The organism is Xanthomonas sp. A1809, from assembly GCF_017746015.1.
Classification (GTDB): domain Bacteria; phylum Pseudomonadota; class Gammaproteobacteria; order Xanthomonadales; family Xanthomonadaceae; genus Xanthomonas; species Xanthomonas euvesicatoria.
In genome coordinates this window covers 259,878-281,187 of record NZ_JAGHWZ010000003.1, presented here as the reverse complement: position 1 = coordinate 281,187, position 21,310 = coordinate 259,878, and the positions used below count along the sequence as shown (strand labels likewise).

The 21,310-nt window shown below is 64.5% G+C and carries 25 protein-coding genes; 18 read left to right on the top strand and 7 right to left on the bottom strand.

The window, feature by feature from the left end:
- Positions 1-54: 54 nt before the first annotated feature.
- The 5 genes from J7396_RS02335 (at position 55) to J7396_RS02315 (ending at position 4,607) form a co-directional block, all read left to right on the top strand.
- Complete coding sequence (locus J7396_RS02335; RefSeq protein ID WP_008574729.1) at positions 55-825, top strand: enoyl-CoA hydratase/isomerase family protein; 771 nt, start codon at positions 55-57, stop codon at positions 823-825.
- Positions 826-895: 70 nt separating this feature from the next.
- A complete protein-coding gene (gene tesB, locus J7396_RS02330; protein ID WP_029818913.1) occupies positions 896-1,801 on the top strand; it encodes an acyl-CoA thioesterase II in 906 nt (301 codons plus the stop codon).
- Positions 1,802-2,046: 245 nt separating this feature from the next.
- Positions 2,047-2,559 (top strand): DUF2007 domain-containing protein, encoded by a 513-nt coding sequence (locus tag J7396_RS02325; RefSeq protein ID WP_014089633.1) that lies wholly within the window; start codon positions 2,047-2,049, stop codon positions 2,557-2,559.
- A 109-nt stretch (positions 2,560-2,668) separates the two neighbouring features.
- The gene (locus J7396_RS02320; protein ID WP_209260898.1) at positions 2,669-3,862 is read left to right on the top strand and encodes a sigma-70 family RNA polymerase sigma factor; all 1,194 of its coding nucleotides are present in this window, start codon (positions 2,669-2,671) and stop codon (positions 3,860-3,862) included.
- Positions 3,863-4,121: 259 nt separating this feature from the next.
- Positions 4,122-4,607 carry a hypothetical protein gene (locus J7396_RS02315; protein ID WP_008574722.1) on the top strand — a complete coding sequence of 162 codons (486 nt, stop codon included), beginning with the start codon at positions 4,122-4,124 and terminating at the stop codon, positions 4,605-4,607.
- Positions 4,608-4,773: 166 nt separating this feature from the next.
- Here the strand turns inward: J7396_RS02315 and J7396_RS02310 are convergent, their stop codons facing one another.
- Entirely contained in the window at positions 4,774-5,364 is a 591-nt protein-coding gene (locus J7396_RS02310; RefSeq protein ID WP_011346743.1) for an EF-hand domain-containing protein, read from the bottom strand.
- Positions 5,365-5,563: 199 nt separating this feature from the next.
- Between J7396_RS02310 and J7396_RS02305 the strand changes: the two genes are divergently transcribed.
- The 4 genes from J7396_RS02305 to J7396_RS22495 all read left to right on the top strand — a co-directional run bounded on the left by J7396_RS02305 (position 5,564) and on the right by J7396_RS22495 (position 9,555).
- On the top strand, positions 5,564-6,319 hold the full coding sequence (locus J7396_RS02305) for an arginyltransferase (protein WP_081306663.1): 756 nt from the start codon (positions 5,564-5,566) through the stop codon (positions 6,317-6,319).
- Positions 6,273-7,604, top strand: coding sequence for an endonuclease/exonuclease/phosphatase family protein (locus J7396_RS02300; protein WP_209260897.1), 1,332 nt, complete (start codon positions 6,273-6,275; stop codon positions 7,602-7,604). Before J7396_RS02305 ends, J7396_RS02300 begins: the two co-directional genes overlap by 47 nt.
- 255 nt (positions 7,605-7,859) lie before the next feature.
- Positions 7,860-8,474: a hypothetical protein gene (locus tag J7396_RS02295; RefSeq protein ID WP_011346740.1), complete on the top strand. Its 615-nt coding sequence runs from the start codon at positions 7,860-7,862 to the stop codon at positions 8,472-8,474.
- Between the two features lie 28 nt (positions 8,475-8,502).
- Entirely contained in the window at positions 8,503-9,555 is a 1,053-nt protein-coding gene (locus J7396_RS22495; RefSeq protein WP_011346739.1) for an XVIPCD domain-containing protein, read from the top strand.
- A 130-nt stretch (positions 9,556-9,685) separates the two neighbouring features.
- On the opposite strand, the gene purT is transcribed toward J7396_RS22495, so the two are convergent.
- Positions 9,686-10,888, bottom strand: a complete 1,203-nt coding sequence (gene purT / locus J7396_RS02285) for a formate-dependent phosphoribosylglycinamide formyltransferase (protein ID WP_071117299.1) — start codon at positions 10,886-10,888, stop codon at positions 9,686-9,688.
- A 124-nt stretch (positions 10,889-11,012) separates the two neighbouring features.
- Here purT and J7396_RS02280 point away from each other — a divergent pair, with 124 nt between their 5' ends.
- The 4 genes from J7396_RS02280 to J7396_RS02265 all read left to right on the top strand — a co-directional run bounded on the left by J7396_RS02280 (position 11,013) and on the right by J7396_RS02265 (position 13,426).
- Positions 11,013-11,882 carry an SPFH domain-containing protein gene (locus J7396_RS02280; protein WP_011346737.1) on the top strand — a complete coding sequence of 290 codons (870 nt, stop codon included), beginning with the start codon at positions 11,013-11,015 and terminating at the stop codon, positions 11,880-11,882.
- A 156-nt stretch (positions 11,883-12,038) separates the two neighbouring features.
- Positions 12,039-12,323, top strand: a complete 285-nt coding sequence (locus J7396_RS02275; RefSeq protein WP_008574709.1) for a hypothetical protein — start codon at positions 12,039-12,041, stop codon at positions 12,321-12,323.
- Complete coding sequence (locus tag J7396_RS02270; RefSeq protein WP_008574708.1) at positions 12,320-12,502, top strand: hypothetical protein; 183 nt, start codon at positions 12,320-12,322, stop codon at positions 12,500-12,502. The genes J7396_RS02275 and J7396_RS02270 overlap by 4 nt, the downstream gene beginning before the upstream one ends.
- Positions 12,503-12,628: 126 nt before the next feature.
- Positions 12,629-13,426: a M15 family metallopeptidase gene (locus tag J7396_RS02265; RefSeq protein WP_209260896.1), complete on the top strand. Its 798-nt coding sequence runs from the start codon at positions 12,629-12,631 to the stop codon at positions 13,424-13,426.
- A gap of 75 nt (positions 13,427-13,501) precedes the next feature.
- Here the strand turns inward: J7396_RS02265 and J7396_RS02260 are convergent, their stop codons facing one another.
- The 5 genes from J7396_RS02260 to J7396_RS02240 all read right to left on the bottom strand — a co-directional run bounded on the left by J7396_RS02260 (position 13,502) and on the right by J7396_RS02240 (position 18,015).
- Positions 13,502-14,176, bottom strand: a complete 675-nt coding sequence (locus J7396_RS02260) for a DNA-3-methyladenine glycosylase (protein WP_209260895.1) — start codon at positions 14,174-14,176, stop codon at positions 13,502-13,504.
- Between the two features lie 2 nt (positions 14,177-14,178).
- Positions 14,179-14,565: a DUF423 domain-containing protein gene (locus tag J7396_RS02255; RefSeq protein ID WP_181388215.1), complete on the bottom strand. Its 387-nt coding sequence runs from the start codon at positions 14,563-14,565 to the stop codon at positions 14,179-14,181.
- An 80-nt stretch (positions 14,566-14,645) separates the two neighbouring features.
- Positions 14,646-15,827: an SRPBCC family protein gene (locus tag J7396_RS02250; protein ID WP_011346734.1), complete on the bottom strand. Its 1,182-nt coding sequence runs from the start codon at positions 15,825-15,827 to the stop codon at positions 14,646-14,648.
- 350 nt (positions 15,828-16,177) lie between these two features.
- Positions 16,178-16,819 (bottom strand): response regulator transcription factor, encoded by a 642-nt coding sequence (locus tag J7396_RS02245; RefSeq protein ID WP_008574699.1) that lies wholly within the window; start codon positions 16,817-16,819, stop codon positions 16,178-16,180.
- The gene (locus J7396_RS02240; RefSeq protein ID WP_008574698.1) at positions 16,819-18,015 is read right to left on the bottom strand and encodes a sensor histidine kinase; all 1,197 of its coding nucleotides are present in this window, start codon (positions 18,013-18,015) and stop codon (positions 16,819-16,821) included. Before J7396_RS02240 ends, J7396_RS02245 begins: the two co-directional genes overlap by 1 nt.
- Before the next feature lie 236 nt (positions 18,016-18,251).
- Here J7396_RS02240 and J7396_RS02235 point away from each other — a divergent pair, with 236 nt between their 5' ends.
- The 5 genes from J7396_RS02235 (at position 18,252) to J7396_RS02215 (ending at position 21,266) form a co-directional block, all read left to right on the top strand.
- Positions 18,252-18,851 carry a GNAT family N-acetyltransferase gene (locus J7396_RS02235; protein ID WP_008574695.1) on the top strand — a complete coding sequence of 200 codons (600 nt, stop codon included), beginning with the start codon at positions 18,252-18,254 and terminating at the stop codon, positions 18,849-18,851.
- Positions 18,852-18,854: 3 nt separating this feature from the next.
- Positions 18,855-19,601 carry a septum site-determining protein MinC gene (gene minC, locus J7396_RS02230; protein WP_011346732.1) on the top strand — a complete coding sequence of 249 codons (747 nt, stop codon included), beginning with the start codon at positions 18,855-18,857 and terminating at the stop codon, positions 19,599-19,601.
- A 35-nt stretch (positions 19,602-19,636) separates the two neighbouring features.
- On the top strand, positions 19,637-20,446 hold the full coding sequence (gene minD / locus J7396_RS02225; RefSeq protein WP_005930297.1) for a septum site-determining protein MinD: 810 nt from the start codon (positions 19,637-19,639) through the stop codon (positions 20,444-20,446).
- 2 nt (positions 20,447-20,448) lie between these two features.
- Complete coding sequence (gene minE / locus J7396_RS02220; protein WP_003484370.1) at positions 20,449-20,706, top strand: cell division topological specificity factor MinE; 258 nt, start codon at positions 20,449-20,451, stop codon at positions 20,704-20,706.
- Positions 20,707-20,774: 68 nt separating this feature from the next.
- Positions 20,775-21,266 carry a hypothetical protein gene (locus J7396_RS02215; protein ID WP_014089622.1) on the top strand — a complete coding sequence of 164 codons (492 nt, stop codon included), beginning with the start codon at positions 20,775-20,777 and terminating at the stop codon, positions 21,264-21,266.
- The last annotated feature ends 44 nt before the right edge of the window (positions 21,267-21,310 follow it).

Here is a 21,310-nt window from a genome sequence, read left to right as displayed (position 1 = left end):
TAACCCGCCTGCTTCGACTGCCGTCTATCATGACCTGACCTCCAGGAGCCCCGAATGAGCATCCAGATCTTAGACCATGGCCGTCTTCGCGAAATCCGTCTGGCGCGTCCGCCGGTCAATGCGCTGGACAGCGCGTTGTGCCAGGCGTTGAGCGTCGCGGTCCAGCAGGCGGGCGAGGAAGTCGATGGCATCGTGCTGTCGGGCAGCGAGCGGATTTTTTCCGGCGGCATGGATGTGCCGCATCTGCTGGCGCACGGTACCGACCGCGCCGCGCTACTGGCCAGTTGGACCGCGTTCTTCGATGCGGCGCAGGCGCTGGCCAACAGCCGCGTGCCGGTGGTGGCGGCCATCGGCGGGCATGCGCCGGCCGGCGGCTGCGTGCTGGCGCTGTGCTGCGACTACCGGGTGATGGCACGCAGTGCCGATACCGCAAGACCCTATACGATCGGCCTCAACGAGGTGCAGGTTGGCCTTGCTGCGCCAGAGGGGATCCAACGCCTATTGCGCCGCGTGGTGGGCGCGCACCGCGCCGAACGCCTGCTGATCTCCGGGCAACTGCTGCCGGCCGAACAGGCGGTGGCGATCGGGCTGGTGGACGAACTGGTCGATGGCGAGCTGGTCACCGCGCGTGCGGTGGCGTGGCTCCAGGAGCTGCAGCAGCTCCCCCGCCAACCGATGTTGACCACGCGCGCGATTGCGCGCGCCGACCTGCGCGCGGCATTGGCGCCGGAGTTGATCCAGCTGGAGCGTTTCATCGATGGCTGGTACGCGCCGGATGCGCAGGCCGCGCTGCATGGCCTAGTGGCGCGCCTGCAAAAGGCCTGAACCCTGCCTCGCGGCGCCCATTGGGCGGGCCAGTATACTCGCGTTCCGTCGCATGCCCAGGCCAGCCCCCTTGTCCGCCACCGCCGAACCCGTCGTCTCCGAACTGATCAGCCTGCTGTCGCTGGAGCGTCTGGAAGACAACCTGTTCCGTGGCCAGAGCCGCGACATCGGCACCAAATACGTGTTCGGCGGGCAGGTGCTGGGCCAGGCGTTATCGGCAGCGCAGGCCACGGTCGAAAACGGCCGCCAGGCGCATTCGCTGCATGCGTATTTCCTGCGTGCCGGCAATATCGACCACCCCATCGTCTACGACGTCGACCGCACCCGCGATGGCGGCAGTTTCTCGGTGCGCCGGGTTACCGCGATCCAGCATGGCAAGGTGATCTTTTTCTGCGCAGCTTCGTTTCAGGAGCGCGAAGATGGCGCCGAGCATCAGTCGGCGATGCCGGTGGTGCCGCCACCGGAAGACATCGAACCGGCCGCACCGCTGGCACCGGAAGTGTTGGCCAAGCTACCGGCCAAGGTGCAGCGTTGGCTGTCGCGCGGCGGCCCGTTCGAATTTCGCCATGTCTTTCCGCGCGACGAACTCAAGCCGCCCAAGCGTCCGCCGTTCCAGCAGATGTGGCTGCGCCTGAACGATCCCATCGGCGACGATGTGGGCCTGCATCAAGCGCTGCTTGCGTACGCGTCGGATTTTCAGTTGCTCGGTACCTCGACATTTCCGCACGGCATCAGCTATTACACGCCGAACGTGCAGATGGCCTCGCTCGATCACGCCCTGTGGTTCCATCGCCCATTCCGTACCGACGACTGGCTGCTGTACTCGCTCGACAGCCCCACCGCGCAAGGGTCACGCGGCCTGGCCCGCGGGCAGTTTTTCACCCGCGACGGCGTGCTGGTGGCCAGCACCACGCAGGAAGGCCTGATCCGGGTGGTGCCTGACGGCAGCGCGATTGCCGTGCCGGCCAAGGAGTAGACCTCACGCCGCGACGGTACGGCACGCTGCTTGATGCCAGCACGCACCCTTGGCCGGGTCGAAGGCAGCCGAGCACCGCGCCCCGCGCACGGCAGACACCGCAAGCTGGCATGCTTGCCTGCCATGGGCATGCGCATGCGCATGCGCATGCGATCACCTGACCGCACCACCCGCACCTTGATGTTTCATCTTGAACTGGCGCCTCAACGGTGCCATCTGTTCCGGACCCAACGGCGTTTTCCACCATGCGCAAGATCTTCAGCAGTCAACGTATCGAAACCGCCGAAGGCGTGGCCAATCTCTTGCGCGATGCGGGAATCGAGATCCGCATCAGCAACGGTCGCTCTTATCAGAGCAAGCGCGGCGGCCAGTTCAGCTACCTGGAGCAGAGCAACGCCCAGGCGCAGCCCACCGTCTGGATCGTGCATGCCAACGACCAACCGCGCGCACGCGAGCTGTTGCGCGACGCCCGCCTGCTGGACACCACCCGCCGCGACCTGCCGAATGTGGAATACACCTTCCGCGAAGGCGAAAACGGCTCCAGCTCCAGTGCGCGCAGCTGGGCCTGGCGTATCCGCCTGGTGTTGCTGCTGGTGATCGGCGCCGTGGCGATGGTGGTGGTGATGCGCCATCGCAGCGCGCCGACGCAACTGGCACCAGCAGCCCAGCCGGCATCGCAACGGACGCCGACGCCAGATGGCGCACCACCGGCAGCAGAAGACGACGAAGTGCGCGTACGGATCCAGCCGACCCGCTGAACGCAGCTGGCCAGCGCGGCCATCCGCTGGTACGACAAGCATGCTCGTCGGCGCGGTCACATCCGTTGCCGGCCTGCGTCATGCTGGCATGAGGACATGGATTGCGCCGATGAACGCCGACACGCTGAATCTGATGTTGCAACGCGACCTGCCCAGCGCCGCGGCTGGCTGCCAGCAGGCTTACGGACGCATCGTGCTTGCCTGCCAGAACACGGTGACTGCGATCGCGCTGGCGATCACCCGCGACCTCGCGGCCAGCGAAGACATTGCCCAGGAGGCCTTCCTGCGTGCCTGGCAGCGGCTGGGGCAATTGCATCAGCCGGCCAGCTTCCTGCCCTGGCTTCGTCAGATCACCCGCAACCTGGCGCGCGACTGGCTGCGCGCCAACCGCCATCGTGCGCTCGGTGGTGGGGCGGCGGAGCTTGCCATCGCGATGGCAGCCGACCCGGCGCCCTCGCCCGCCGACCAGTTGCTGCAGGTGGAAGAAGAGATCGCGGCGCTCGACATCATTTCTGCACTGCCGGAAGAAAGTCGCGAAACGCTGCTGTTGTATTACCGCGAAGGCCAGCGCTCGCAACAGGTTGCCTCGCTGCTTGGACTCAGCGATGCAGCGGTGCGCAAGCGCCTGTCGCGTGCACGTGCCAGCGTACGCAGCGAGCTGCTGCGCCGGTTTGGCGAATTCGCGCGCGGCAGCGCCCCCGGCGTGGCGTTCGCCAGCGCAGTAAGCTCGGCCAGCCTGTTGGGCGCGCCGGGCAAGGCTAGCGCGGCCGTTGTGCTGACGGGCATCGGAGGCGCGGGAAAACTGGGCGCGAGCGGGTTGAGCGGCTCGGCGCTGGGTGGGGGCGGCGCCGCGGGCGCACTCAGCCTCTGGCTCGGCATGCCGGCCCTGTTCGCTGCGTGCGCGGTGCTGGTTGCCGGGATCGGCACCTACTGGACGTACTGGTACCTGCTGCGCTTCGCACAGACCGCCAGCGAGGCAGCGGCGATCCGTCGGTTCGTGCACGTCACCACGCTGACCTCGGTGCTGGCGTGCGGCAGCACGCTGGTGCTGAAACACCTGCAGGCGGGCGCATGGGCATCGGTTCTGGCGCTGTGCGCAGGCATGGCGGTGCTCAACTATCAATCCCTGCGCGTCCTGCCACGTGTCATGCGCCCCATGCTCAAGCGCGATGCGCGCAGACGCGGCGTCACCCGGGCACCGCTGTTATACCGCTGCATGTTCAGTCCAGGCGCGATGCTGGTGAGCACTGCGGCTGTCATTGTGCCCGTCGTGCGGCACTACATGCAGTTGGGAATGCTCTGAGCCGACCGGATATCACCGCAGGAGACGATGACACGCCGGTGCGGGCCAAGTGAGCGCAGACGGAGCAACCCTGCGTATGGCAGCCTGGTGGCATGGGCGATGAGAACCGGTTCAGTGCGATGCGCGTGCGGCGGTGAGCCCGTAGCAAGCAACGTCGCATGATCCGAAGTGATGGGTTCGTATCCGACTGTCGCCGTCATCGGGCAGCGCCCGCGCTGCTATAAGCAGGCAGGATTCAACCAGACCACGGAGTCATGAAGTGAAGGCAAGCCTGTTCACCAGTCTGCTGATGATGGTCAGCATGAGCGCGCATGCGGACGGACTCACCAAGTCCCCCGATGGCAAGACGCTATCGGTGAGTTTCGGAGCACCCACCTTCAAGCAGGTGCTTCACTACCGCAAGCTCTACGACAAAAAGCCCTTCCCCGATGCGGAAATCTATTATTTCAGCAACGGCATGTACAAGATCATTTCCCAGGGCGAAAACCATTACGGCGTTTATGTCCTGCAGGGAACATTCGACGACCAGAGCTACACCATCCGGTTCATTTCCCTGCCCTCGGAAGACTGGGGCAACAAGACCGCGTTCCATCAGCTGACCTTCGTGCGCGGCGACAAGCAGAATGTCTTTATCCAGAACGCCATCGTCGACACCGGCGAAGCGATCGCGCAGCAGAACGGCACCTACACGCTGGAGAAGAACACCGTCTCCAATCCGGTTCCCACGTCCTGGAAGCACGACTGAGCGTTGTAGCCGCGCTCAGCATCTGCCCAAACGCAAGCGCCCTCCCGCCAGGCGGAAGGGCGCGGTCGATCGGCGCCTTGTTACGTACTGCAAATCGCGGGGTGAACTCACCGCTCACCCGAGCGGCACTCGCCGATACGCAGCGAGCGCCGCACTCGGCGATGCCTCAGCGGTTGGCCGCAGGTGCGCTCGCCGGTGCCGGCTTGCCATCGTCGCCGTGTCTGCCCATCCCACCCGGTCCGTGCCCGCCACGCCACTTGGACGCGGCATCGAACTCGGCCTTGCTCAACTTGCCGTCCTTGTCGGTGTCGGCCTTGGCGAACCACGCATCGCGATGCTGCTGCATGCGCAATTCACGGTCGGCACGGTCGACGAATCCGTCCTTGTTGAGATCCATCTGGTCGAAGCGCGCAGCGAACTTGGGGTCGGCCTTGGCTTCTTCGCGGCTGATACGGCCGTCCTTGTTGGTATCGAGCTTGGCCATCCATTCGCCACGTCCGCCGCGCCCCGGGCCACGATGGTGCGGGCGCTCGTCGCGCGACAGCTTGCCGTCCTTGTTGGTGTCCAACGTATCGAACTGCGCGGCCAGCGTCGGATCGGCAGCCGCTTCGCTGCGGTCGATCACGCCATCGCCGTTCTTGTCGAGCTTGGCAGGCCGCGGCGCATCGCCGGGAGCCGGCACGGTGGCGGCGAATGCGGTGCCAGCGGACAGCGCGGCCAGCACGGCCAGGGCGAGAAAGGGTTTGCGTGACGTCATGAGACACTCCTGAAAGATAGGAACCACACGCGGCACCTGCATGGGCCGCATCGCGTGAGTGGTGCGTGCGGATCATCCGTGCGCTGCCACCAACACCCCCATCAACGAGCCATCGATGCGCGCGTTGACGCCCAGGCCGGACGTATTCATCCGGCGGACAGTCGCCGCTGATGCGACGCTCAGGCGCTATCCTTCGGCCATGGCCATCCATGCCGACACCCACGACGACCTGCGCCTGTTCCAGACCGGCGAGCATGCCTGTGGCTATTGGTCCGACCGGCAGGCGCGCGATCTGGTGCTGGATCCGCACGATCCGCGCCTGGGGGCGATCTATCCGCAAGCGCTGGCATGGGGCTTCCGTCGCTCCGGCGACCTGGTCTACCGGCCGCACTGCGAACGGTGCCGTGCCTGTGTGCCGGTACGCATCGCGGTGGATGCGTTCCACCCGGACCGCAGCCAACGCCGTTGCCTGGCGCGCAACCAGGATCTGGTGGTCCGCGTGGTGGCCGCCGAGCGCACCGACGAACAACTGGCGCTCTATCGCCACTACCTCAAGCACCGACATCCCGGCGGCGGCATGGACGAACATGGCGCCACCGAGTTCGACCAGTTCCTGATCGGCGGCTGGTCGCACGGGCGCTTTCTGGAGATCCGCGAACCAGCCATCGCCCACCTGCCCGGCCGGCTGCTGGCAGTTGCAGTGACCGATGTCACCGGGCATGCGTTGTCGGCGGTCTACACGTTCTACACGCCGGAGGCGGCAGCGCGCAGCCTGGGCACGTTCGCGATCCTGCAGCAGATCCAGTGGGCGCAACGCGAGCGACGCGCGCACCTGTATCTGGGGTACTGGATCGATGGCCACGCGAAGATGAACTACAAGCGCCGCTTCAGTGCACTGGAAGCCTACGATGGTCGCCACTGGCGCGGCTTGCCCGCTCACGCATCGGTCGACTGAACCGCCGGATTGCGACATCGGCGTGTCGCATCCCGCATGCGAGAATCTCGCAATGATCAAACCTTTCCTGCTGCTGACGCTGACCGCCTTGTGCGCGGCCTGCGCCCACCCCGCGCCCTCGCCCAAGATGCAGACCGACACCCTCGCCGCCCGGCCGGCCGCGGCACAGCTGCGCATCGCCACCTACAACACCTCGCTGTATTCGGACGAGGCCGGCGGCCTGATTCGCGAGCTGCAGGGCGATAGCGCACATGCGCGCAAGATCGCTGCGGTCCTGCAGCGCGTGCGCCCGGATCTGGTGCTGCTCAACGAATTCGACTTCGACCCGGAACATCGCGCTGCCGATCTGTTCCAGCAACGCTACCTGCAGGTCGCCCAGCCGGGCGGCGGCGAGGCGTTGCGTTATCCGTACCGCTATCTGGCACCGGTCAACACCGGCGTGCCGAGCGGCCTGGATCTGGACAACAACGGCAGCACCGGCGGCGAAGGCCGCGCGCGTGGCAACGACGCGTGGGGCTACGGGCTGCATCCTGGCCAGTACGGCATGCTGGTGTTGTCGCGCTACCCGATCGATGCGCAGGCGGTGCGAAGCTTCCAGCTGCTGAAGTGGAGCGCGCTACCCGGCGCACTGCGGCCGATCGATCCGGCCAGCAAGACGTCGTACTACAGCGATGCCATCTGGGCACAGCTGCGGCTTTCGTCCAAATCGCATTGGGATGTGCCGGTGCGCACGCCGCTGGGCGTCGTGCATGCGCTGGTGTCGCACCCCACCCCGCCGGTGTTCGACGGTGCCGAGAAACGCAACGCCGCGCGCAACCACGACGAACTGCAGCTGTGGCGCGCGTATCTGGACAACGCACCCGAAAGCCAACGCTGGCTCTGCGACGACAAGGGCGGCTGCGGTGGTCTGGATAACGATGCGCGCTTCGTCATCCTGGGCGATCTGAACAACGACCCGGTCGATGGTGCCGGCCGCCATGCGGCGATCCGCGCCTTGATCGACCACCCGCGCGTCCTTCGCTACCCCACCCCGCGCAGCGATGGCGGCCCGGAAAAAACCGCCGAATACGCCGCACTGGGCATCGCCCACAGCGGCGACCCGCACCAGGTCACCGGCGACTTCGGCCCGCAAGCCGGCACCATGCGCCTGGATTACGTGCTGCCGTCGCGCCAGTTCACCCTGATCGGCAGCGGCATTTTCTGGCCGGCCAGCAGCGCACCAGAAGCGGCGATTGCCGATGGCAGCGACCACCATGCGGTGTGGGTGGATGTGGCTAGCAACTAAGCAATCGTACCGAGGCTCCGAGATGTCACGCTCTGGGCCTGGTGTCGACGGCTGCTTATAACAGTAAGGCCATACGCTAGAAAGGGAAGATTCAGCGCCCCGAGTCCTAACGCCATGCCGGAAGAGCAGACGACTTTCGGAGGCAACTGAGGCAGTGATCGACAAGGCTCCGAGGGCGCCCCCATTGAATCTGGTGGTCCCGATCCGATCGACAGGCTTACACTCCCTCGCAGACAGGTATCGTGAGCAAGTTGAATGAGACTGCATTTCCACGACGCGCGCGGTTTCCTGCGTACTTTTTTTCTGCCATTGGCGCTCGCGCTTCTTGCGAGCGCGTGCAGCGCAAGCAAGCCACCGTCTTCTGAAAAAGAAGACCTTCTCCTCATTCGGCCATTTCCGGTGGATGCCACCGATGCCCATGTGCGCTTCGAATTCGAAGCAACGCCGAAGAATGTAAATCTCACTCAATCCTACATCGTTGGATTGACTTTGAACCGCAAAGGCGAGCTCGATCCAGTCACTTTCTTAAATAACGGGAAATCTCCGCCACGATATGCGGTCCATGTCGAGGCCTGCAAATGGATCGGGGATCAATGCCAAAAACTACCCACTGAAGACGCGTTTCAAGCGTACATCAAGAAAGAACCAGCTAGACGTAAATTTTTTGAATGGCGGTTCGGAAACGAGGAAAAAAAATACATTGACGTCGCCGCACACACCTCAGATACGAGCAACTGGACCGTTTGCTATTTGCCAATAGACAGCTACGGCCGATACCGCGTCGATGTCTCATCTCAATCAGGAAATCCAGCACTCAAAGACCCGTCTGCGCAAATTTCCGTTCAACGGGAATGGACTTCCTCCAAATAATCAAAAATGAATTTGAATGGGGCATCTAATGGACAGGCAGCATTACACAGTAACGGTCGTCATTGCCGCGCCCGGGACGCCCCTTTATACAAAGGGAAAGCAACAATTGGTGGATGGTGAACCAGCCACCTCTGGCCCAGGGCACATGTTTTTCGTACTCGACGATGGCAAAAGCAGGCCAGCCAGCTATGGCTTTGCCCCGATCACTCATGGGCAAATGAACGGCCCAGGAAAAATCTATGACACAGATGCAAGCGAATATCACAGGCCAGCATACTCAAGAACCATCGAAATAAGCAAAGAACAATATGAAAAACTCCATAAATTTGGGGAAGAACCAGAAAAATTTGGTTTTGACACGCAATACAGGGACGTACGCAACAATTGCGTCGATTTCACCTGGGCGGCCCTCAATCATGCCGGACTCCATCGAAACAAGAGCATTGATGTAAATGGCTTACTTATTCCAGGAGCCGGGCAACTGCTTCCGGACGTTCGCATCCCTCTGCCGCTAGAAGGGCCTGGAAAAGATGCTTACCGCCCGCTACGCAATATCCACGGTGTAGAGAGCATTGAGGCACCATTTCCTGACAGTCCATTGAACAGGGAAATCCGTAACCCGCTTCCATCGCAAAGGTCTTTGCAGCAGCACATTCTCAGCGAGGAGCGGCACGCGCCATCGTTAAAGGATCCCACGCATCCCGGCTACCAACTGTTTGCACAGGCAAAGGATCACATACAGATACTGGATCGCGAGCACGGACGACAAACGGACGCGCGCAGCGCCAATCTTGCGGGCTGCCTGGCGGTGCAGTCCTGCAAGATGGGAATGGACCGCATCGACGAAGTCAGGCTGAGCGACGATGCCTCGCGCGCATTTGCAGTGCAGAACAATCCTTACTCGGCCGGATCGCACGACCAGCTGCGTGCCCATGTCGATACGGTCGCCGCACTCAATACACCGCTGGAGCAGAGCAGTCAGGAATGGACAAAGGCTGCAGCCGAACGCGGGCAGGCAGAGCAGCATCGGAACTTGCAACAAGAGCAGACGCAGGCACCAGCAGCTCGGACCATGAGCTGACCGCACGAGAGTCGCCAGATGTGCACTCCTGCGCCCGACCTGTTGGCTACTAACTGACTTGTCAGAGCCAGCAACCATAGTCTACGGTGCAGCAACCTTGTCACTGCACCAATGCGAGTCGGCAGGAAACTCAGGCCTGCAGCTGGATCGTCAACGCGGCAGCGGCGACGCGCGCCTTCTCACGCGCCGCATCGATGCTGTCCGCGCGCGCCAGGGTGACGCCGACGCGGCGATGGCCGTCCACCCGGGGTTTGCCGAACAGGCGCAGTGCGGTGTCCGGGTCGCGCAGCGCCTCGGCCACGTTGTCGAACACCGGCACGCCATTGCCGTGCGCCAGCAACGCGCACGATGCCGAGGGGCCGGCCTGACGGATCACGCCGCCGTCCTGCGCGCCCACCGGCAGGCCGAGAATGGCGCGGGCATGCAGCGCGAATTCGCTCAGGTCCTGCGACACCAGCGTGACCAGACCGGTGTCGTGCGGGCGCGGCGAGACTTCGCTGAACCACACTTCGTCGCCCTTGACGAACAACTCCACGCCAAACAGGCCCCAGCCGCCGAGCTCGTCGGTGATGGCCTTGGCGATTTCCTGCGAGCGGCGCAACGCAGCGGCCGACATCGGTTGCGGCTGCCAGCTTTCGCGGTAGTCGCCGTCCTGCTGCCAGTGCCCGATGGGGTCGCAGTACGAGGTGCCACCGGCATGCCGCACGGTAAGCAAGGTAATTTCGTAATCGAAATCGATGAAGCCTTCGACGATGCAGCGACCGGCACCGGCACGCCCACCGGTCTGCGCATACGCCCACGCCGCATCGATATCGGCCTCGCTACGCAGGGTGCTCTGGCCCTTGCCCGAGGACGACATCACCGGCTTGACCACGCATGGCACCCCCACCGCGGCGATTGCATCGCGATATTCCTCGACGGTATCGACAAAGCGATACGGCGAGGTCGGCAGGCCCAGCGTTTCGGCTGCCAGGCGGCGAATGCCTTCGCGGTCCATGGTCAGGCGCGCGGCACGCGCCGTCGGGATGACCTTCTGGCCTTGCTCGCGTTCCAGCGCCACCAGGGTTTCGGTATGGATCGCTTCGATCTCCGGCACGATCAGATGCGGCTGCTCGCTGGCGATCAGCGCGCGCAATGCTGCGGGGTCGAGCATGTCCAGCACATGCGAGCGGTGCGCCACTTGCATCGCCGGTGCATTGGCATAGCGGTCGGCTGCGATCACTTCCACACCGAAACGCTGCAGCTCGATCGCCACTTCCTTGCCCAGTTCGCCCGAGCCCAGCAACAACACGCGGGTGGCGGAAGGCGATAACGGCGTGCCGAAAGTGGTCATGAGCGCGGTCCAAAGCGAGAGGGGCCGCCATTCTAACGGTTGCCCACTGCCACGCCGACGAACGGCTATTGTTTAACTGATATCACATTGATATCTTTTTACCATTCCACAAGGACTCGCGCTCATGAAAGAGAAGCCGATCGGTTCGTTACCCGGCATTCCCGTCGTTCTCGTCGCAGGCGCCGGCCTTGTCGGTACGTCTTGGGTTGTATTGACGATGATGGCCGACAACAGCGTCACGCTGGGCGCATTCATCGCCGCGGTACTGGTCGCGGCGGCGTGCATTTTCATGCTGGCCGGGCTGTACACGCTGGAGCCCAACCAGGCCGCGGTACTGAGCCTGTTCGGCAAGTACGTCGGCACCGTCAAGGACGCCGGCCTGCGCTGGAATGTGCCGTTCTACGCCAAGCGTCGCGTCAGCCAGCGCGTACGCAATTTCGAAAGCGGGCGACTCAAGGTCAACGAGCTGGATGGCAGTCCGATCGAAATCGCTGCGGTGATCGTATGGCAGGTGCTCGATGCCTCCGAAGCGGTCTACAACGTCGACGACTACGAAAGCTTCGTGCATATCCAGTCCGAAGCGGCGCTGCGTGCGATGGCGACCAGCTATCCGTACGACCAGCACGAAGACGGCCAGATCTCGCTGCGCAGCCATCCGGCCGAAATCAGCGAGCAACTCAAGCGGCATCTGGACGAGCGCCTGACCCAGGCCGGCGTGGACGTGATCGAGGCGCGCATCAGCCACCTCGCCTACGCGCCGGAAATCGCCCAGGCCATGCTGCAGCGCCAGCAGGCCAATGCGGTGATTGCCGCACGCTCGCGCATCGTCGCCGGCGCAGTGGGGATGGTCGAAATGGCGCTGTCGGAGCTGCACAAGAATGGCGTGGTGCAGCTGGACGAAGAGCGCAAGGCGCATATGGTCAGCAACCTGCTTACCGTGTTGTGTTCCGATCGCGGGACCCAACCGGTGGTCAACGCCGGCTCGCTGTATTGAGGGCTGCCGATAAAACACCTGCGCTCACTGCCGCCCGGGCGCAGCCGCGGTTCGGCATCGGCATGCGCCACTCGTACACTGCGCTTGTGGGCGCGCCCTCCACGCCACCTGGCGAGCGCTCGCTTCCGTTGCGTCAGCCACTCCGAGATCGATCTGATGAATATCATGGTGCCCCTGGTGGTTGCGCTTTCCGGCTTGCCCGCGCTTGCCATCGCCGCGTCCATCGGCGCCGACGATGACGACCGTGCACGCGGGCTGGGCCTGCGCTGGGCATTGATCAGCCTGGTGATCCTGGTCGGCGCCGCATGCCTGTACTGGGCTGGCGACAATCGCGCCGGCATCTATGCCGTGGTGATCGGCATGCTCATCGGCGTCAACGCGTTGATCGTGTCGATGGTGATGCACCTGCGCCGTCACGGCGGCCGCAGAGACGGCAAATGAGCGAAAAAAAAGCCTACCCGCTGCGTATCAACGCCGATGTGTTGGCCGCCGTGCAGCGCTGGGCCGACGACGAATTGCGCAGCCTCAATGCGCAGATCGAATACGTGCTGCGCGATGCGTTACGCAAGGCTGGCCGGCTACCGAAACCGCAGGGCGAAAAAGAACAATCCGAAAATTGATCACGCGCCGTCGATCATCCAGACGCGACTGCGCACCGGTGTAGCGGTTCGCCCATCTGGGTCGGTGCGGGTCACAGCGCCTGGCCGGACTGGCAGCGCTCACCAGGCAACCGCTAAGCTGCGTAGATGCATCATCTTCAACGTGTACTCCTCAATACCAGCGCGATCGAGCTGTGGCCGGCCGATCTGCTGCGCGCGCGCGGCAATGCGGATGCGCGTGTGCTGGCACAGGCCGACTGGCTACTGCGGCGCAAACGCGATGGACGCTATCTGGCTGCACATCTTCCGCAGGGTCTGATGCCGCTGATCCCGCGGCTGGCACGCGAGCATGGCCTGGACGAAGCATTGGACCGTCTGCAGACCGCAACCGGCCGCATCGGCCAGGTACGCGACGACACGCTGGCGATCGACGGATTGCAGTGCCGGCTGAGCCAGCTCGGGCTCGCCACCGACGACTATGTGCAACGGACCGGCCTGCAGTTGATTGCCGAACCGGCCGCACTGCAGTTTGCCGGACGCGATCGCTTCGGCCGCCCGCTATGGCTCAGTGCCGGCGCTGCACGCGCATGGCGACAGATGCGTGCGGCTGCGCTGCGCGCAGACATCGTGATCGATGCGATTTCCGGCTATCGCAGCCACGACTACCAACTGGGCATCTTCGAGCGCAAGTTCGCGCGCGGGCTCACCCTGGAGCAGATCCTGACGGTCAACGCAGCGCCGGGTTTCAGCGAACATCACAGCGGCGACGCACTGGATCTGGGCACACCGGGCGAGCCGCCGGCCGAAGAGTCCTTCGAAGCCACGCCCGCATTCGCCTGGTTGTGCAGCAACGCGCACGCATTCGGCTACCGCCTGAGTTATCCACGCGACAACCCGCATGGCATCGTCTACGAACCGTGGCATTGGCGTTGGTCGGCGGGATGAGCCGGTCGCACGTCATGCGCCACGCAGCGCGGCTGGACAGGACGGCCCGTCGCGTCTGCCCCGCGTGCGTTCGCCCTACTCCTGCGAACGCGGTGTCGGCACCTTGGTCCCCACACTGAAGTCGGCAATCTTCCACAGATAGAACGCGGCATAGGTGCGGTACGGGCCCCAGCGTTCGCCGCGTGCGGCCAGTTCCCTGGGGGTGGGCATCTGCTCCTGCTTGTCCACGCGCTGCGCCCCTTTGCGTACGCCCAGGTCGTCGATGGGCAGCAGATCCGGGCGGCCCAAGCGGAACATCAGCATCATTTCCACCGTCCAGCGGCCGATGCCGCGCACCGGCACCAGCGCCTGCACGATGGCGTCCTCGTCCATGAAAGCGAGCCTGCGCAGCGAGGGAATCTCGCCTTCGCGTTCGCGCCGTGCCAGATCGCGCAACGCCAGCGCCTTGTTGCCGGAAACGCCGCAGGCACGCAGCGCTGCATCGTCGATACGACCGAGGGTGTCCGCATGCAGCCGCTGCGCACCGATCGCCACTTCCACCCGCGCCACGATGGTCGACGCCGCCTTGCCGCTGAGTTGCTGGAACAGGATGGCGCGTGCCAGCGCATCGACCGGGTCGAAGGGTTTGTGCCAGCCCGGTTGCGGGGCGATCGGGCCGATGCGCTTCATCCACGCACCCAGCGCGCGATCGCGCCGGGACACATGCGCGAACGCAGCCTCCACATCGAATCCGCGGGCATGGCGCGGCATGCTCAGCGCCTCAACGCACCAATGGCCAGCACCACCCAGCCCAGCATCAGGCCCACTCCGCCGACCGGCGCCAGGGTGGTCGGCCACTGCAGCAACGCGCCCCCGACCAGGCTGCCGGCAAACAGCAACGTGCCGAGCAACAGCAGGTACAAGCCCACCCGGCCCAGCGCACGCGTTTCGGTGGCGCCCAGCACGGTGAGGACCGCGCCATGGCCGAATGCGTACAACGACGCCAGCTGCAGCCGCGACTGCACCATCGCATCGGCAACGCCGTGCGAGGCATAGGCCGATAGACCGACGGCAGTGGCCGCCAGCAGGCCGCCGCAGCAAGCCAGCAGCGAGGGGTGTTTCTTGCGACGATCAAGCAAAGACATGCAGGCAACTTCCATGGCAGCGCCGCAGCGCAAAAAAAACGCGCCGCAAGACTGCGGCGCGTTTTCGTCTGGATCAGCTCATCGTGGTGAGACGATTACTTGATGGCCCAGTAGACGTCGTAGGTGCCGTCCTGGGTGAACGACTTGTCCACGCCACCCTTCCACGCTTCGTATGGACGATCGGTCACGTCCATGCCGCTGGTGGCAGCCCAGGCGCGCAGCGAGTTACGCACTGCGTCCAGACCGGCCATGTGGCCTGCGTAGGTCGCAAAGGCCGAACGGTGCGCCGGAACCCGCTGGTACTTCACCGGTGCTTCGGACGGAATGTTGAGCTTCAACTCGTCGCCCGTTGCAGCCACCGGGGTTGCATCGGCGGGTGCCGCGGCAGCCGCGTCGTCCTTCTTGGCATCGGCCTTGGCGGTGTCGGCCTTGGCGTCGGCCTTCGGAGCACCACCAGCGCGCTTGCGCACCGGCTGCACCACGTCGAAGGCGTACTTGTCCGAAGCGAAGTCGGTGGTCACGATGCGCACCGGACCAACCGCCTCAAGGCCGTTGGAATCCATCACGCGCTTGATCCACTCCTGGTTGTCCTTGATCGACTTCTTGATCGTCTCGTTGTCACGATCGATGTTGCCCGCGGTGACGACCAACAGGTCCTCGGCCGGCACATCGACGATCTTGAGGTCGCTCAACACCGGCTTGCCGTCAAGCTCGGCGCGGTAGTCGAAGTTCGGCACGGTGGCCAGCGCAGTCGCCAGACGCGACAGACCCAGCTTCAGGTCGTCGCCCACGTGGCGGCTGACGTACAGGCCGGCATAGCGACCAAACAGGTTCCAGCCGTACTTGACGCTGTAATCCTGGGTGATCTTGACGTTCTTGTTGTTCTTGCCGGTCGGCACCAGGGTGAAATTGGTGACCTTGTCGTAGCCCTTGGTGGGATCTTCGATTGCGATCTCAACACGCTCGTTCTTGACGCTGTTGGTGATCTCCCAGCTGCCGTTGCCGATATAGCCCTCGGTGGAGCTGTATTCGACGCGTGCACCCTTGCCCTCTTCCGGGCCGGCCAGCTTCAGCTGGATCTTCGGGTCACGCAGCACAAGCGGGTTCCAATCCTTGAAACGACGGAAGCTGTTCACGGTGTCGTAAACAATCGTCATCCTGCGGTTGGTCTCAACACTCTCGGACATCTGCCGCTCCGAGGGCAACACCAAGCCCACCACGACAAACAAGCCAGCCACGATCCCCAAGGCGATCAGGAACTCGATAATACGGGTCATTCAGGAGGTCTCCGGGGCCGATCCCACGGCCGGGTTGAGTGAAGCGAAGCCACCATCCTAGCAGGCTTCGAGAAAGATGTTCAGTTGTGCGACGGGTAGCGCGGTCTTGCGGTGTCATTCACCGCGCAACACAGCGCGTGGGGGATGCGCAATCCCAACCTGCACAAGGGTTTGGGCGATTGCGCGCCGCTATCATGCACATCACGTGCTGCGTGCGTGTGATGTTGCAGTGGCCAGGCGGCACCGGCCCGCCCGTTTCGCAGTCCGACCGGCGCCGCAGCGTCCTGAATGCGAGTCCGGTGCCTGCTGCAGGCCGGCTTGGCGTCGAGCTCGCCGGCGCAGGGCCGAGCTCACACCAGCTGCAGTTCGAATGCTTTCAGCACCGCGCGGGTGCGGTCGCGTACGCCGAGCTTGGAGAGGATGTTGGAGACGTGATTCTTGATGGTGCCTTCGGCCACACCCAGCGAGTTGGCGATTTCCTTGTTGGAAAACCCACTCGCCATCAGCCGCAGGATCTCGGTTTCGCGGTCGGTGAGCGGATCGGGGCGGTCCAGGCTGACGAACTCGTTACGCATGTGCTCCAGACCCGACAGCAGGCGCTGGGTCACCGCCGGCTGCACCAGCGAGCCGCCTTCGGCGACGGTGCGGATGGCGCCAACCAGTTGTTCCAGCGAGACGTCCTTGAGCAGATAGCCCTTGGCGCCGGCCTTGAGCCCGGCCAGCACCAATTGGTCGTCGTCGAAGGTGGTCAGGATGATCGTCGGCGGCAGGGTGCCGTTGCGCGAGAGCATCTGCAGCGCTTCCAGCCCGGACATCACCGGCATGCGCATGTCCATCAGCACCACGTCCGGCTGGATCTGCGGAATCTGCTCCACTGCCTGCTTGCCGTCGGAGGCCTCGGCCACCACCTCGATGCCGTCGTCCAGCGCCAACAGCGAGCGGATCCCCTGGCGCACCAGGGTTTGATCGTCGACCAGGCACACACGGATCATCACAACACTCCTTGGGTCACGGCCGCAGGCATCAGTGCCGGCGCGCCTGGAACAGCGATGCGCAGGCCAAAGCCCTCACCCCGCCGGGTTTGAATTTCGAGCTTCCCACCATACTGGTTCAGCCGCTCACGCATGCCGCGCAGCCCGTTGCCGGGCGCGACCGCATCGGCGCCGTGGCCGTCGTCGCGGGCGTCGATCAGCACCGTATCGGCATCGCGGCGCACCTGGATCCACAGGTTGCGCGCGCCGGCATGGCGCACCGCATTGGTGATGATTTCCTGGGTACAGCGCAGCAGCACGTGGGCGCGCTCGGGGTCGTCCAGGGTCAGCGGCTGGGCGATGTCCAGGTGGATATCCAGCGACGGCACCTGGGTGACCAGCGGGCGCAGCGCCGCTTCCAGGTCGATCGCGCCGCTGTCGCGCAGATGGCTGACCGCCTCGCGCACATCGGTGAGCAACAATTTGGCCAGCGTGTGCGCCTGGCGCACGTGCTCCTGGGCCTGGCCCTCGGTGATGTGGCCGGCCACTTCCAGGTTGAGGCTGAGCGCGGTGAGGTGGTGGCCGAGCAGGTCGTGCAGCTCGCGCGAGATGCGGGTGCGCTCGTTGATGCGCGCACTCTCGGCCAGCAACGCGCGGGTGGCGCGCAGTTCGGCGTTGAGCCGGCGCTGCTCTTCGCGCGCATCGGTCTGCTGGCGGGCCACCAGGCTGGTGACGAAGATGAACATCGAAAAGCCGCCGTACAACAGCGACTGCATCAGCGCCGCGAACAGGGTGAAGTCCGGGCGCAGGTAGTAGAACACCGGCAGCACCGCCAGCTGGCTCAGCACCAGCCATAGCACGCCCACGCGTAGCGGCAGCAGCCACGGGATCACCCCGGCCGCCACCATCATCAGGATGCTGCCGAGCCCGGTTCCGCTCAGATAGCTCACCGCCAGCGCGCAGATGGTGAGCAGCAACAGGATCAACCGGTCGTACCAGTGCGCGTGGCCGCCGCTGTTCAAGCCGCGGGTCAACCAGAAGTAGCTGGCGCCGAAGCCGATGAAGAATGCCGACATCATCACCGCCTCGGCCACGCTGCGGTGGTCGCCTTCTTCGGCCGGCGGCCAGTAGGTGTACACCAAGGGCATGACGATCATCGCCCAGGTGAACAGGCCGGCAAAGCGCAGGACGCGCGTGTGACTGAGGTATCCCAACATGCCCGCATCTTAGGCGTAAGCGACCGCGCTGCCCTCTTGCCGGAAGTCATGCATGCCGGCAGGTGCACGGGTGGCGGATGTCGGGCCCGCGCAGCGCCTGTGCTGACGCGCCGTTGCACGCCGGCACCTGCCGCGCGCCGGCCGATCGCATGCGCTGGGTCGCCGCTTCAGGCCCCGCATGTAATAATCCGACGCAGATCCGATTTCGGGTCGACGCGTTACCCCACGGAGTCCCAATGTCGATCGTCATCCGCGACGTGCGCGAGCACGAGCTCGATTCCGTCCTGGCCCTGAACAACAATGCCGGACTGGCGATCCTGCCGCTGGATTCAACCAGGCTGCAACGTTTCTACGAGCAGGCCGAGTATTTCCGCGTCGCCGAGCGCGACGGCAACCTGGCCGGGTTTCTGGTCGGTTTCGGAAGCGGCAGTGCGCACGACAGCAGCAATTTCGCCTGGTTCCGGGACCGTCACCCGGAATTCTTCTATATCGACCGCATCGTGGTCGCCAGCCGCCGCCGCGGCGGTGGCGTCGGGCGGGCGTTCTATGCCGATGTGCAGAGCTATACCGAGCTGCGTTACCCGCAGCTGGCGTGCGAGGTGTTCCTGGACCATGGCGCAGATGCGGCCTTGCTGTTCCATGGCAGCTTCGGCTTCCGCGAGGTTGGCCAGAACACCATGCCCGATGTGGAAGTGCGCGCCAGCATGCTGATGAAAGACATGTGCAGCTATCGGTGGGTCAAGGAGACCTATGGCGGCAAGTTGCCCGACCACTTGCCGTGGGTGGGCCGGCCGCGTCATGCCGCCACCACCGCTAGCCCATCGACGGGGAGCTGAGTTGTGGCAAGTGTGAATGTGGATTTTGAACAGGCCGGCGAACTGAAGATCGGCCAGGTGGGCATCGCCAACCTGCGTGTGCGGACGCTGGATGTGCCGCGGCTGGTGCAGGAAATGCGCGAGCGCGTGAGCCGCGCGCCCAAGTTGTTCGGCCGTGCGGCGGTGATCCTGGATTTCGGCGGGCTGTCGCAGGTGCCGGACCTGGCTACGGCCAAGGCGCTGCTGGACGGCCTGCGCGATGCCGGCGTGCTGCCGGTGGCGCTGGCCTACGGCACCAGCGAGATCGACCTGCTGTCCCAGCAGTTGGGCGTGCCGCTGCTGGCCAAATTTCGCGCGCAGTACGAGCCGACCGCGGTCAGTCCGCCACCGCCACCGCCGCCGCCCGCACGTGCCGAGCCGGCACCGCCGGCCGCGCGACCGGCGCCGGGCCGGATGCAGCGCACCGCGGTGCGTTCGGGTCAGCAGCTGTACGCGGAGAACTGCGACCTGACCGTACTCAGTACGGTCGGTGCCGGGGCCGAGGTCATCGCCGACGGAAGCATCCATATCTACGGTACCCTGCGTGGCCGCGCTCTGGCCGGCGCGCAGGGCAATCCCGACGCGCGCATCTTCTGCCGCGACTTCCACGCCGAACTGGTTGCCATCGCTGGCCACTACAAGGTGCTGGACGATGTTCCCATGGACCTGCGTGGCAAGGCCGTCCAGGTCTGGCTGGAGCAGGATCAGATCAAGATCGCTGCGCTTGATTGACGCGGCCCAACCACAGAAATATTCGGAGAAATCCTTTGGCTGAAATCATCGTAGTCACCTCCGGCAAGGGCGGCGTCGGCAAGACCACTACCAGCGCGAGCCTGGCCTGCGGGCTGGCCAAGCGCGGCAAGAAAGTAGCGGTCATCGACTTCGACGTCGGCCTGCGCAACCTGGACCTGATCATGGGCTGCGAGCGGCGCGTGGTGTACGACTTCGTCAACGTCGTGCACGGCGAAGCAACGCTCAAGCAGTCGCTGATCAAGGACAAACGGTTCGAGAACCTTTACGTCCTGGCCGCCTCGCAGACCCGCGACAAGGACGCGCTGACCCAGGAAGGCGTGGAAAAGGTGCTCAAGGACCTGGCCGCCGACGGCTTCGACTACATCGTCTGCGATTCGCCGGCCGGCATCGAAAAAGGCGCGTTCCTGGCGATGTATTTCGCCGACCGCGCGGTGGTGGTGGTCAATCCGGAAGTCTCTTCGGTGCGCGACTCGGACCGCATCATCGGCCTGCTCGATTCCAAGACCCGCAAGGCCGAAGAAGGCAAGGCCGTGCCGGCGTTCCTGCTGCTGACCCGCTACAGCCCGGGCCGCGTGGAAGGCGGCGAGATGCTCAGCATCACTGACGTGGAAGAAGTGCTGGGCCTGAAGGCGATCGGCGTGATTCCCGAATCCGGCGACGTGCTCAACGCCTCCAACAAGGGCGAGCCGGTGATCCTGGATGCCGAGTCCCCGGCCGGCCAGGCGTATGACGACGCAGTCGCCCGCATCATGGGCGAGGAGCGCCCGATGCGATTCACATCCGTGGAGAAGAAAGGCTTCTTCAGCAAGCTGTTCGGAGGGTAAGCATGGGCCTGCTCGATTTTCTCAAGAGCAAGAAGAACACCGCCGAGACGGCCAAGAACCGCCTGCAGATCATCATTGCGCAGGAGCGCAACCACCGCGGCGGGCCGGATTACCTGCCGCTGATGCAGCGCGAACTGCTGGAAGTGATCAAGAAGTACGTCAACATCGATGCCGATGCCGTGCGCGTGGATCTGGTCAAGGACGGCGAACACGACGTGCTGGACATCTCGGTCGCCCTGCCGGAAGACGGCGACAAGTAAGCGCCGACAACGGCACCGCGTTCGCACGGTGCCGTTGTTGCATGTGACCCGACCGCGAGCCATTGCGCGTGACCACCGCCCCCACTGCCACACCCACCGCTGCCGATGTTCTGTGCGTGGCCGATATCGGCCTGGACGCACCTGCCGCCCTGCTCGCGCGCTATGGCTTGCGCCTGCATCGCGTGGACAGTGGTGCAGCGATTCCAGGCAGTTTCTGGGGCGAACCGGAGGCCGGCATCATCGGCTGCGACGTTTACGTGCGCGACGACACCCCGGTGCATTCGCTCCTGCACGAAGCCGGACATCTGATCGTGCTGCCTGCGGAAAAACGCGCCGCCGTGCATACCGACGCCACCGATTCGGTGGAGGAAGAAGACGCCACCTGTTACCTGCAGATCCTGCTGGCCGAGCAACTGCCCGGCGTGGGCAGCGCGCGCCTGATGGCGGACATGGACAGCTGGGGCTATACGTATCGGCTGGGCTCCACCCGTGCCTGGTTCGAGCAGGACGCGGAGAACGCGCGCAGCTGGCTGGACGCACGCGGCCTGTTGCCTGCCTGAGCTTGCGCGGCGCGTTCAAGTGGCTGCCCAACCGCAGCGAGCAG

Excerpts from the sequence above, each read along its gene's own strand:
- J7396_RS02275 (WP_008574709.1), top strand. The coding sequence starts at position 12,039 with ATGAATATCATGGTGCCCCTGGTGGTTGCGCTTTCCGGCTTGCCCGCG.
- J7396_RS02260 (WP_209260895.1), bottom strand. The coding sequence starts at position 14,176 with ATGCCGCGCCATGCCCGCGGATTCGATGTGGAGGCTGCGTTCGCGCAT.
- J7396_RS02270 (WP_008574708.1), top strand. The coding sequence starts at position 12,320 with ATGAGCGAAAAAAAAGCCTACCCGCTGCGTATCAACGCCGATGTGTTG.
- J7396_RS22495 (WP_011346739.1), top strand. The coding sequence starts at position 8,503 with ATGGACAGGCAGCATTACACAGTAACGGTCGTCATTGCCGCGCCCGGG.
- J7396_RS02240 (WP_008574698.1), bottom strand. The coding sequence starts at position 18,015 with ATGTTGGGATACCTCAGTCACACGCGCGTCCTGCGCTTTGCCGGCCTG.
- J7396_RS02250 (WP_011346734.1), bottom strand. The coding sequence starts at position 15,827 with ATGACCCGTATTATCGAGTTCCTGATCGCCTTGGGGATCGTGGCTGGC.
- J7396_RS02325 (WP_014089633.1), top strand. The coding sequence starts at position 2,047 with ATGCGCAAGATCTTCAGCAGTCAACGTATCGAAACCGCCGAAGGCGTG.
- J7396_RS02245 (WP_008574699.1), bottom strand. The coding sequence starts at position 16,819 with ATGATCCGTGTGTGCCTGGTCGACGATCAAACCCTGGTGCGCCAGGGG.
- J7396_RS02265 (WP_209260896.1), top strand. The coding sequence starts at position 12,629 with ATGCATCATCTTCAACGTGTACTCCTCAATACCAGCGCGATCGAGCTG.
- J7396_RS02305 (WP_081306663.1), top strand. The coding sequence starts at position 5,564 with ATGGCCATCCATGCCGACACCCACGACGACCTGCGCCTGTTCCAGACC.
- J7396_RS02235 (WP_008574695.1), top strand. The coding sequence starts at position 18,252 with ATGTCGATCGTCATCCGCGACGTGCGCGAGCACGAGCTCGATTCCGTC.
- J7396_RS02300 (WP_209260897.1), top strand. The coding sequence starts at position 6,273 with ATGGTCGCCACTGGCGCGGCTTGCCCGCTCACGCATCGGTCGACTGAA.
- J7396_RS02255 (WP_181388215.1), bottom strand. The coding sequence starts at position 14,565 with ATGGAAGTTGCCTGCATGTCTTTGCTTGATCGTCGCAAGAAACACCCC.
- purT (WP_071117299.1), bottom strand. The coding sequence starts at position 10,888 with ATGACCACTTTCGGCACGCCGTTATCGCCTTCCGCCACCCGCGTGTTG.
- J7396_RS02335 (WP_008574729.1), top strand. The coding sequence starts at position 55 with ATGAGCATCCAGATCTTAGACCATGGCCGTCTTCGCGAAATCCGTCTG.
- minE (WP_003484370.1), top strand. The coding sequence starts at position 20,449 with ATGGGCCTGCTCGATTTTCTCAAGAGCAAGAAGAACACCGCCGAGACG.
- J7396_RS02295 (WP_011346740.1), top strand. The coding sequence starts at position 7,860 with ATGAGACTGCATTTCCACGACGCGCGCGGTTTCCTGCGTACTTTTTTT.
- J7396_RS02310 (WP_011346743.1), bottom strand. The coding sequence starts at position 5,364 with ATGACGTCACGCAAACCCTTTCTCGCCCTGGCCGTGCTGGCCGCGCTG.
- J7396_RS02320 (WP_209260898.1), top strand. The coding sequence starts at position 2,669 with ATGAACGCCGACACGCTGAATCTGATGTTGCAACGCGACCTGCCCAGC.
- J7396_RS02280 (WP_011346737.1), top strand. The coding sequence starts at position 11,013 with ATGAAAGAGAAGCCGATCGGTTCGTTACCCGGCATTCCCGTCGTTCTC.